Source organism: Arthrobacter sp. JDC6, assembly GCF_056484025.1.
On the sequence record NZ_CM151278.1, the window covers coordinates 1,900,568 to 1,911,708 of the forward strand.

The window sequence follows — 11,141 nt, forward strand, 5'->3', positions numbered from 1 at the left end:
TTCCGGACCGCGCGCCCATCACCGTCTTCAGGGGGAGATCCAGTGCTTTCGACCAGCGTGCCCGCAAGAATCCAGCCTGCGGAGCTGGCCAGGGCGCAGCAGGTGGCCGCCGGCGTCGCACGCAGTTTCGATGCCAAGGTGGTGGGCCAGTCCCGGCTGCGGGAATCGCTGCTGGTGGGCCTGCTGACCGGCGGCCACATCCTGCTTGAGAGCGTACCGGGACTGGCCAAAACCACTGCGGCCCAAACGCTGGCCGAAGCCGTCAGCGCCGAATTCCGCCGGATCCAGTGCACCCCCGACCTGCTGCCCAGCGACATTGTGGGAACCCAGATCTACGACGCCGCCAAGGGAACGTTCCGCACCCAGCTGGGGCCGGTCCACGCCAACATCGTCCTGCTCGATGAAATCAACCGGTCCAGCGCCAAAACCCAAAGCGCCATGCTGGAGGCGATGCAGGAACGCCAGACGTCCATCGGCGGCCAGGACTACCGCCTCCCGTCGCCGTTCCTGGTCCTGGCAACGCAGAACCCCATCGAGCACGAGGGTACATACCAGCTGCCCGAGGCCCAGATGGACCGCTTCATGCTCAAGGACGTCCTGGACTACCCCAGTCCTGCGGAAGAGGCGCAGATCATCGCCCGGATCGACGCCGGCGTCTTCACGCCGGAACAGAAACCGGCGGCGGCCGCTTCCCTTGATGCCATCCTGGAGATCCAGGAACTGACCAGGCGCATCTACATTGACCCGGCGGTGATCAACTACATTGTGGGCCTGGTGTACGTGACACGGAACGCGGCCCAGTACATTGACGCCCGGCTCGCCGGGTTCATCGAGTTCGGCGCCAGCCCCCGTGCGAGCATCGCCTTCAGCCAGGCCGCCCGCGCCGTGGCACTGCTGAACGGCCGCGACCACGTCATTCCCGAGGACGTCAAGGCGCTGGCCCATCGGGTGCTGCGGCACCGCCTGATCCTGAACTTTGACGCGGTGGCCCAACAGGTTCCGGTGGAATCGGTAATCGATGCGGTCGTCGCCGCTGTCCAGACTCCCTGAACCCCTATGGCCGGCCTCCTCCAGCGGGTGAAATCGAAGATGGCCATCTTCGCCCACCGCAAAGCCCGCGGCATGCTCGACGGCGAATACGGTTCGGTGTTCAAGGGCCGCAGCCTGGACTTCGATGACCTGCGCGGCTATGTGCCCGGGGACGAAGTGCGCGACATTGACTGGAAGGCCACCGCGCGCCACGGCTCACCCCTGATCAGGCGCTACGCCGCCGTCCGCCGGCAGACTGTCCTCCTGGTCACCGATACCGGGCGCAACATGGCGGCGGAGGCCCGGTCAGGGGAGGCGAAGAAGGACATTGCCGTGCTCGCCCTGGGGGTCCTTGGCTACCTGGCCCACCGGCACGGGGACCTGGTGGGGCTCGTCTGCGGTGATTCAACGGCCACGCGTTCCCTGCCCGCAAAGGGCGGCGAGGCCCACCTGGAGCGGCTGCTGGGGCACGTGGACTCCCACACGAGCCTCGACGCGGCGCCCAGCCGGATCCAGGAACAGCTCGAGTACACGGCGCGCACCATCAAGGGACGCCACCTGCTGTTCGTCGTCGCGGACGAGATTGCCGCAGACGATGCCATGGCCCAACTCCTCCGCAGGCTGCGCGCCCAGCACGAGATCCTCTGGCTGACCGTCAGGGACGCAGACCTGGCACCATATCCCCTGACCGGTCAGGTTCCAAGCGCGGAGGTGGACTACTGCAGCGTGGCCGATTCCGCCCTGCTGCCATGGCAGCCTGCTGCGTCCGCCGCGGTGAAGGCCGCTTACACCAGGGCCACCGCAGAGCGCGACGCGGCGCGCAGGGCCATGCTCCGGGCCGCGGGGATTACTGAGGGGGAGGTGGCAGGCAGCGGAGACGTCATCACGGGTCTCTTCGCCCTGCTGGAGAGGCACCGGCGTGCAGGCTGATCCCGGATTCTATGGCCCGCTGCAGTACAGCCCCGCCTGGCTGTGGTGCGGCGCAGCACTGCTGGCACTGGTGGCCGGGTGGTACGCCTACGTGTTTGCCTCCACCCGCAAGGCGGAACGCTCAGCGCAGCGCAGCTCCAAGCCCGGCAGGTCCGCCCTGACCGACCTGCCGGCCCTCAAAGCCGCGTACCTTCAGCGCATCAACGAGGTGGAGGAGGCAGCGGCGGCCGGGCATCTCGAGGCACGCGGAGCGCACCAGCAGCTCAGCCTGCTGCTGCGCGGGTTCGTCCGCGATGCAACCGGAGTGGACGCCACCAGGATGACGCACCACGATTTGGCGCGCCACCCGCTCCCGGCGGCGGCCGACGTCGTCCAAGCTCTGTACCCCGCTGAATTCGGCCCCGGTCCGCTGCCGTCCGTGAGCGTGTCGGCAGCAAAAGCTTCGGCGGCGGTGCGCTCGTGGAGCTGATGTTCTGGTGGCTGCTGCCGGTTGCGGCCGCTGCCGCAGGAGCGGCGGTATGGGCTGCCTTGCGCAGCAACCGGTTGTCCAACGGACGACGGCGGCCGGTTGCCCACGCCGACAGGCTGACCGCGCTGCCCGAATACCAGGCAGCCCTTCGCCGGCACCGGCGGTGGCTGGTCCTGGCCGGTGCCGCCTGCGGCGTGCTGCTGGTTTCCACTGCGGTTGCGGCGGCCCGCCCCCTTGACGTGTCCACCCTCCGTCCGGAGCAGCACAACCGCGACATCATGCTCTGCCTGGACACCTCCGGATCGATGAGCAGTGCCGACGCGGCAGTGGCGGACGTCTTTGCCGGCCTGGCACGGGAGTTCGACGGTGAACGGATCGGCCTGACCATCTTTGACAGCACCGCCATCCAGGTCTTTCCACTGACCGACGACTACCACTACGCCCAGGAGCAGCTCCACCTCGCGAGGGACGCGTTCGACGGCAAGCAGGGCAGCTCCGGATTCTTCGACGGCACATGGAGCGGCAGGGGTTCGTCACTGATAGGCGACGGCCTGGCATCGTGCATCAACAGCTTTCCCGGCTCCGACGCTGCGGGAAGCAACGCTCCCCGGCGCTCGCGGTCGGTGGTGCTGGCCACGGACAACTTGCTCTCCGGTGAACCGATCATGACCCTGGAGCAGGCGGCGCGGCTGGCCAAGGACCGATCGGTGCACGTCCACGCGCTGAACCCGGGGGACCTGGACTATGGCAGCGGGACCGGCCAGCCCGGTGCCCAGCTCCGGGCGGCAGTGGAGTCCACGGGCGGCTCGTATTACGCCCTGGACAGCCCTGCTGCCGTGGCCGGAATAGTCACCGCCGTGGAGAGAACTGAAACGGCGGCCATCCAGGGCGCGCCGCGTGCTGTGTTCTCGGAGGTACCTGGCCTGCCGCTGGCTGCTGGGCTGTTGTCCGCCCTGGCCCTGTGCGCAGTCCTGTGGCGGCTGCAGCCGGGCCGCCGCGGCAGCAGGGGGTGGCTGCGGCGGGGCGCCGTGGTGTTGATGATCATGGCGGCCGCCCTGCGGCCCGGCCTGCCCGGCGGATCGGTCCAGGCTGCCGCCGCCGACCTCAACGTGTTCTTGGTGGTGGACACCACCACCAGCATGGTGGCCGAGGACTACGGCAACGGCAGCCCGCGGCTGGAAGGCGTCCGGAAGGACATCATGGCCATCGCCGGGCAGTTGCCCGGCGCCCGCTTTTCAGTCATCACGTTCGACACCACCGCCCACGTCCGCATGCCCCTCAGCACGGATACGCTGGCACTCGAGACCATCACGGATGTCCTGGAACCCCAGGTGACTGCGTACGCCAAAGGCAGCAGCATCACCGCGGCGAGGCAGGTGCTCGCAGAGCAATTGGCCGCCGCCAGGGACGGCCATCCGGACCGGCCCCGGCTGGTGTATTACCTGGGCGACGGCGAACAGACCAGCGGCAGGGAACCCGGGGCAATGACATTCGACGGCGGCCTGGTGGCCGGGGGAGCGGTGCTGGGCTACGGGACGGCGGCGGGCGGCCGGATGAAGGAGAACAGCGGACAGGAGATCACCGGACAGGAGAACAAAGGCCAGGAGAACAAAGGACAGGACAACTCAGGGCAGGAGGACGACGGCGGCACGTATGTCCAGGACAACCGCGCCGGCACCAGCGGAGACGCACTGTCGGTCATCGACGAGGGGAGGCTGCGGACCATCGCCGGCCAGCTCGGCGTGCCCTACGTCCACCGCGCCGCCGGCGATCCCGTGGGGGACATGATGCAGCAGGCACGCCCCGGCAGGGTGGAACGTGCGGATGGAGACGGCCCGACGGCGGCCGCAGCCGAGCTGTACTGGATCTTCGCCGCCGGCGCCTTCCTGCTGGCCCTGCCGGAGGCGGTGGGCATCGTCCGGCAGCTGTGCGGGTTGCCCCGCATGCGCCGCAGCGGAGGGGACCGGTGACTGCCAGGGCCGGCAGGAAACGCCTGCTCCTCTGGTCGGCGGTGCCCGTAATGCTGCTGCTGTGCGTCGCCGCCAAACTCCTGAGCCTCAATGTTCTTGCGGACCGTGCCGCGACCGGTTTTGCGGCAGGGAATGCGCCCGCCGTGGATTCCGCAGCAGAGGGCCTTGGCCTGGCCAACCTGGTGGAACCGCACAAGGCGCCGTTCGCTGCCGGTGACGCCGCGGTGCTGGCAGGAGACTATGGGGAGGCGAAGGCCCTGTTCGAACAGGCGCTGGGACTGGTCCCGGACGGAGCCGGCGATGAATGCCTGGTCCTGGTGAACCTTGTCCTGGTGACCGAACGCCTGGGCGACCAGCGGCTCCAGGCCGGGGACCCGTCGTCGGCCGTTCCGCTTTTCAACGAAGCACTGGCAACCGCCGGGCAGGCACCGGAAGGCTGCCTGTCCCCGGACGCGGCAGCAGGAGCGGACGGGCGGTTGGCCGAAGCGCGGGAACGGCTGGAAGGAAAGCTTGGCGCCGCCGGACGGCCGGAGGACCCGGAGGATGCGCCGGGGAAGGAATCCCCGCAGGACGGGTCAGCGGCTGCACAGCAAAGCCAGCTGGACCGGCTCCAGGAGAATTCACGGCAGGCCCAGCGGGAGCGGAACAGCGGGCGCGAACGGGAAGAATACCTGGACAACGGCACTGGCACGGCGCCGGACCGCCCTTGGTAGGAACCCCGCCAGGCGAAGAAAATTCTGCCGCTGCAGGAAACACCCCGTAAAAGTGCGTCTTAATTCGGCCCCGACTTGTCCCGGCCCCGCCCGGCCCCATAGAGTCATAGACAAGTTACCGCGGTAACGTGTCAGCGATCCTCCGTTCCGGAGGGTGTGGGTGCCCCCATGTGGGCCTGACATTTGCTCACGGACTACTTCATTCAAGGCGTAACAGTCGCGGCTGCGTCCTCGTGGAGTCCCTCCGTGTTCCCCAAACTCAAATTCATTGCCGGTTTCCTGTCCTGTTTCGTGGCAGGGAACCCCCAATGGCCCAAAGCCAAGGACGCAAATGTCACCACCAAGCCTGATTGACGCACATCCCAACCTCTCCGACACCGCTCCGGTGGCGCTTTCCTATGAGCTGTTCCCGCCGCGCTCTCCCGCGGCAGCGGAGACGCTCTGGACCACCATCCGCGAGTTGGAAGCCACTGAACCGGACTACGTGTCCGTCACCTACGGCGCCAGCGGATCCAACCGGGACACCGCCGTCGAACTCATCAACCGGCTCCTGCTGGAAACCACGCTGCGGCCGCTGGCCCACCTCACCTGCGTGGGCAACACGCCGCAGGAACTCGCCGCGATCGTCGGCGAACTGCTGGACACCGGGGTTCGGGGCATCCTCGCCCTCCGCGGAGACCTTCCCAAGGACGCCAGCGCCCCGGCCACGGGTTCGCTCCGGTACGCCCAGGACCTGATCGAACTCATCCGCCGCGTGGAGCAGCGCCGGTCGGCCCTGCTGTGCGCAGGAAAGATCGCAGTGGGCGTGGCGGCATACCCAACCCGGCATCCGGAGTCGCCCAGCGAGGAGCACGACGTCGAGGTGCTGCTTGCCAAGCAGCGGTCCGGCGCGGATTTCGCCATCACCCAGGTGTTCTTCGAGACCAGGCAGTACGCCGACCTCCTCACCCGGGCCCGCCGTGCCGGGGTGACCATCCCGATCATCCCGGGCGTCATGCCGCTGACCAGCCTCCGCCGGTTGAACCGGCTGGGCCAGCTGACGGGCGTGGAACCCGCCCCGGAACTGATGGCCCGCCTCGCCGCAGCGGACTCCGACCTCGAACGCCTCCACATTGGTGTCGACGCCACCGTTGACCTGGCCAACGCCGCCCTTGATGCGGGTGCACCCGGCATCCACATCTACACCTTCAACGAGCACCAGAGTGCCTTGGAAGTGCTGGACAAGCTGGCCCTGCCGCGGCGCAGCCGTCCCGGCACCCGCCGCGAATCGATCGCCCGCAGCCAGCTCGCCAGCTGACCGGCGCCCACCTCACCAGCTTTCCTTCACCCACGCAGCGTTCGTACACGCCGCGTTCATCCGTGCTGCGTTCATCCGCGCACGCCCTCGACATCAGGAGTAACCCCATGACTGAACAGAACACCGCCCGCACGCCGTTTCCGGCAGCTTCACTCCTCGGCTACCCGCGGATCGGCCGCCGCCGCGAACTGAAGAAGGCCGTTGAGGCCTACTGGGCCGGCAGGATCGACGCCGGCGCCCTGGACGCCGCCGCCAAGGACATCCAGCTCAGCATCGCCAAACGCCTGCAGGAACTGGGCCTCACCGAAGCCGCCGCGGTCCCGGGCACGTTCTCCTACTACGACCAGGTCCTGGACACCACCGCGCACCTTGGCGCGGTACCGGCCCGCTTCGGCAAGCTCCTCAACGCCGGGGGCCAGCTGGACATCGACGGCTACTTCACGCTGGCCCGCGGCAACAAGGAACAGCAGCCGCTGGAGATGACCAAGTGGTTCGACACCAACTACCACTACCTGGTTCCGGAGATCGGCCCGGAGACCAAGTTCACCCTTGCGTCCACCGCCAAGGTTGACGAGTTCGCCTTCGCGCTGGCCAACGGCATCGAGACCCGCCCCTACATCGTGGGCCCGGTCACCTACCTGCTGCTGTCCAAAGCTTCCGACGACGCCCCCGCCGGCTTCGCGCCGCTGTCCCGCCTCGAAGACATCCTGCCCGTCTACGTGCAGCTGCTCGAAAAGCTCGCCGAAGCAGGCGCCGGCTGGATCCAGCTCGACGAGCCCGCACTCGTGGTTGACCAGGACACCCCGGCCGTCGAAATCGAAGCAGCCGTGGCCCGCGCCTACGAGGTCCTCACCGCTGCGGCCAACCGCCCGCAGATCCTCGTCTCCACCCCATACGGTTCCCTCGACGGACAGCTTGGGACCCTCGCCGCCACCAACATCGACGCCCTGCATATCGATGTCTTCAAGGGCGCCGTCCCCTCCGCAGCGGCACTCGCCGCGCTGGGCAACAAAACCCTGGTTGCCGGCGTCGTGGACGGCCACAACATCTGGCGCAACGACCTCGCCGCTTCGGCTGCCAAGCTGGATGAACTGACGGCAGCTGCCGGCAGGGTCACCGTTTCCACGTCCACCTCCACCCAGCACGTTCCCCATGACGTCGAGGAGGAGACACAGCTCTCCCAGCAGCTCCGCAGCTGGCTGGCGTTCTCGGACCAGAAGGCCGTGGAGGTCAAAACCCTCGCGTCCTACCTGGCCGACCCCGCTTCCGCCAAGGCCGCCATTGACCAGGCAACCGCCGTGATCGCTTCCCGCGCTTCCGCAGAGGGCGTCCACCGCGCTGACGTCCGGGCCCGCACCGAGGCACTGACCGCAGCCGACTTCACCCGCTCCGACTATGCGGTCCGTGAAGCGGCGCAGGAGGAAGCACTGCACCTGCCGCCCCTGCCCACCACCACCATCGGCTCCTTCCCCCAGACCTCGGACATCAGGTCGGCGCGCGCCCGGAACAACAAGGGTGAGCTCACCGACGACCAGTACGCGCAGCTGATGAAGGACGAAATCAAGCGTGTGGTGGAGCTGCAGGAAGAGCTCGGCTACGACGTCCTGGTGCACGGCGAACCGGAGCGCAACGACATGGTCCAGTACTTCGCCGAGAACCTCGAGGGCTTCGACGTCACCGTCCACGGCTGGGTGCAGTCCTACGGTTCACGCTGCACGCGTCCGTCCATCCTCTGGGGCGACGTCACCCGCAGCGCCCCCATCACCGTTGAGTGGGCCAAGTACGCCCAGTCCCTGACCAGCAAGCCGATGAAGGGCATGCTCACCGGCCCCGTCACCATCCTGGCCTGGTCCTTCGTCCGCGACGACCAGCCCCTCGGCGAGACCGCCAACCAGGTTGGCCTGGCCCTGCGCGACGAAATCGCCGACCTGGAAGCTGCCGGCATCAAGGTCATCCAGGTGGACGAGCCCGCCCTGCGCGAACTGCTCCCGCTGCGCAGGGCGGACCAGGCGGATTACTTGAAGTGGTCTGTTGACTCCTTCCGCCTGGCCACCGCCGGCGCCGCCGACTCCACGCAGATCCACACCCATCTCTGCTACTCCGAGTTCGGCGTGATCATCGACGCGATCGACGGGCTGGACGCGGACGTCACCTCCATCGAGGCTGCGCGCTCCAGGATGGAGGTTGTCCACGACCTCGAGTCGCACGGCTTCGGCCGCGGTGTGGGCCCGGGCGTCTACGACATCCACTCGCCGCGTGTTCCCGGCGAGCAGGAAGTCACCGAGCTGCTGGCCACCGCCGTCAAGCACGTTCCGTCCCGCCAGCTCTGGGTCAACCCGGACTGCGGCCTGAAGACCCGCGGCTACGCCGAAACCGAAGAGTCGCTGCGCAACCTGGTCAAGGCCACGCAGACGGTCCGGGCCGGCCTGCTGGAGGCGGCCAAGTAAGACGGGAAACGACGCAACCGCGGCCGGTCACCCCAGGTGGCCGGCCGCCGTCGTCTGCGTCATCCGCCACCCGCTGACGGCCAGCCACACGGCCGCCACAACAATGGCCACAATGCCCACCAGCGTGGGCAACGAATTGGCTGCCGAAAATCCGGATTCCCCGATGATCCACCCCTGCGCCACATACGCCAGCCCGGACAGCGCCATGAGGTAGCCAACAATCCGGGAAGCGTGGCGGGCTGCGGCCACAGCAACACCAACCAGTACCAAGGCGGCACCCAGCAGGATGCTCTGGTAGCTGCGCATTCCCCATTCCAGCCAGCGGATGCCTTCAGCTGTGGCAAAACGGGGCGCCTTTTCCGGGTCCGGGGCAGCAGCCCACGCGTCCACCGCCTGTTTCAGGGCCACCCCGTCAACTGCCTGCAGGGCGGCGTAGAGCACAACTGCAGCAGCGGCGGACAGAGCACCAAACCGTGCGGCCCAGGCCAACGGGCGGCGCTGGACGCCGAGCGCGGTGCCCAACGTAACAAGTCCGGCCCCCACCAGCGCCATTCCCACGAACTGGCCCAGGTGCACGGCGGTCCAGATTCCGCTGTTCGCATAGGCGGTGAAGGACGCCACATGGTCGTTGGCGTCGTGGGACTCAGCATGCAGGATGCCGGCGAGAATCGAAACAAGCACGCCGGCGAGGAGCAGCGACGAAGCCAGCCGCCAGATGCCACGCCTGTCATCAACCACATCCATGGCCGCCCACCCTCCTTGGTGCCCGGGCGCTGTCGACCGGTCGACGGCCTAGGACTCCCAGACGATCTCGTCGTCCACCACGCCGTCCTGGTCGGCGGACGCCACCAGGACCTCGTCCGTGAAGTGCTCGCCCAGGGTGAAATCCAGGACAAAGTAGCGCTCGGGCTGGCCGGGGTAAATGCCCACATGGCCAAGTTTGAGGGCCTTGAGGAAGACCTCGTTGGTGAGCTGGCTGCGGTCCTGGACACCGAAAACCTTGTGCAGGTGCTCGTCCTTGAGGGCGTTGCAGTGGAAGTGCAGATACTCCTGCGGACTGGTGCCCTCCTGCTCAAGTTCCTCAGCGATCATCTCGCGGACCTCGTCCACCAGTTCCGGCAGGAAGCGCAGCCGGTACTCGACCTTGCGGAGCGCGGCTTCATCGAAGTTGTCGTGGGCGTTGATGTTCAGGTCGAGTTCCAGCGGGTGGCCACGCAGCTCATGTTTGGCGGCAAAGAGATGATCCATGCCGTGGTTGAGCTCGATCTCCCCAAAGTGCTGGCTCGCTACCTTGTTCATATTCTCAACATAGACCCGAAGGGCAGACCATTCCAGCGTTCTGCCCTAATTCACTGCCGTGCGCATCCCGGCAAGGGTTTCGGCCAGGAGGTCAACGAAAAGCTGCACCCGTGCCGTCTTCCGGTCATTGATCAGCAGCGCAAACACGTTCCGGGCCAGCCGGATCTCCGGGACGTCCAGCACCACAACGCCTGCCGGCTTGTTCCGGAGCGCGAGTTCCGGAACCAAAGCGGCTCCCAGCCCTGCGGCGGCCATCTCCAGGCTGGCATGGAAATCGTCGCTGTGCGCCACCACCCTGGGGTGCAGGTTGCAGCCGGCAAACAGACGCTCGATCACCATGGCGTCACTGGTGCCGGGATGGTGCATGATCCACGGCATCTCCGAGAGGTGGTCGGCCGCGACCTTCGCGTCGGCCCGGAAACCCCAGCCGGCAGGCAGCACCACCCGGAAATCGTCGTCGCCAATCCATTGCCTGTTGATGGTGTTGGGCCAGGCGAAGCCGGTCTGGCCCACCTGGAACACCACGGCCAGGTCCAGGTCGCCGCCGGTACGCAGCCCCTGGATGGTTTGGCCGGGTTCAGCCACGGACACCCGCAGGTCGATCCCAAGTTTCTTCCACGCCGGGTTCTTCAGGATCCGCGGCAGGACATACGTGGCCAGGCTGGGGAAGATCCCCAGCCGCAGTTCCTGGCTTTCCGTGGCCTGGGTCCTGGAGGCGGCGGCCATCAGTGCCTCGATATCCGTGAGCACCTTTGCGGCGTGCCGCGTCATGACGACGGCGGCTTCCGTAGGAATCACGGCGCGCGCCGAACGCTGGAACAGGATGGTGCCCGTTTCCCGCTCCAAAGCCGACATCTGCTGGGACACAGCGGAGGCCGTGTAGCCGAGCGTTGCCGCTGCGGCAGCAAACGATCCCAGCCGCGTGACTTCAAGGAGGGTCTTCAGGTGCACCGGGTTTAACACCAGCCCACAGTACTTCACCCATCC

Annotated in this window: 10 protein-coding genes; 7 read left to right on the plus strand and 3 right to left on the minus strand. The window is 67.4% G+C overall.

Going from position 1 to position 11,141, the window contains the following annotated elements; all coding sequences use genetic code 11:
• Positions 1–42 precede the first annotated feature (42 nt).
• From ACV095_RS08885 to metE, 7 genes are all read left to right on the plus strand, one after another.
• A complete protein-coding gene (locus ACV095_RS08885) occupies positions 43–1,050 on the plus strand; it encodes an AAA family ATPase (protein WP_478223295.1) in 1,008 nt (335 codons plus the stop codon).
• A 6-nt stretch (positions 1,051–1,056) separates the two neighbouring features.
• Positions 1,057–1,959: a DUF58 domain-containing protein gene (locus tag ACV095_RS08890; RefSeq protein ID WP_018769444.1), complete on the plus strand. Its 903-nt coding sequence runs from the start codon at positions 1,057–1,059 to the stop codon at positions 1,957–1,959.
• The gene (locus tag ACV095_RS08895) at positions 1,949–2,428 is read left to right on the plus strand and encodes a hypothetical protein (protein WP_134164663.1); all 480 of its coding nucleotides are present in this window, start codon (positions 1,949–1,951) and stop codon (positions 2,426–2,428) included. The genes ACV095_RS08890 and ACV095_RS08895 overlap by 11 nt, the downstream gene beginning before the upstream one ends.
• On the plus strand, positions 2,428–4,398 hold the full coding sequence (locus ACV095_RS08900; protein ID WP_478223437.1) for a VWA domain-containing protein: 1,971 nt from the start codon (positions 2,428–2,430) through the stop codon (positions 4,396–4,398). Before ACV095_RS08895 ends, ACV095_RS08900 begins: the two co-directional genes overlap by 1 nt.
• Positions 4,395–5,111 carry a hypothetical protein gene (locus ACV095_RS08905; protein WP_478223296.1) on the plus strand — a complete coding sequence of 239 codons (717 nt, stop codon included), beginning with the start codon at positions 4,395–4,397 and terminating at the stop codon, positions 5,109–5,111. The genes ACV095_RS08900 and ACV095_RS08905 overlap by 4 nt, the downstream gene beginning before the upstream one ends.
• Positions 5,112–5,442: 331 nt before the next feature.
• Positions 5,443–6,408, plus strand: coding sequence for a methylenetetrahydrofolate reductase (locus ACV095_RS08910; RefSeq protein WP_018769440.1), 966 nt, complete (start codon positions 5,443–5,445; stop codon positions 6,406–6,408).
• A gap of 107 nt (positions 6,409–6,515) precedes the next feature.
• Complete coding sequence (gene metE, locus ACV095_RS08915) at positions 6,516–8,855, plus strand: 5-methyltetrahydropteroyltriglutamate--homocysteine S-methyltransferase (protein ID WP_056390631.1); 2,340 nt, start codon at positions 6,516–6,518, stop codon at positions 8,853–8,855.
• Positions 8,856–8,882: 27 nt separating this feature from the next.
• Here the strand turns inward: metE and ACV095_RS08920 are convergent, their stop codons facing one another.
• Genes ACV095_RS08920 through ACV095_RS08930 form a run of 3 tightly spaced genes read right to left on the minus strand, consistent with a single transcriptional unit; the run spans position 8,883 to position 11,117 of the window.
• Entirely contained in the window at positions 8,883–9,599 is a 717-nt protein-coding gene (locus ACV095_RS08920) for a hypothetical protein (protein WP_224083991.1), read from the minus strand.
• 48 nt (positions 9,600–9,647) lie between these two features.
• Positions 9,648–10,154 carry a DUF2004 domain-containing protein gene (locus tag ACV095_RS08925; protein WP_018769437.1) on the minus strand — a complete coding sequence of 169 codons (507 nt, stop codon included), beginning with the start codon at positions 10,152–10,154 and terminating at the stop codon, positions 9,648–9,650.
• Between the two features lie 45 nt (positions 10,155–10,199).
• Positions 10,200–11,117 (minus strand): LysR family transcriptional regulator, encoded by a 918-nt coding sequence (locus ACV095_RS08930; protein ID WP_026265795.1) that lies wholly within the window; start codon positions 11,115–11,117, stop codon positions 10,200–10,202.
• Positions 11,118–11,141: the final 24 nt, after the last annotated feature.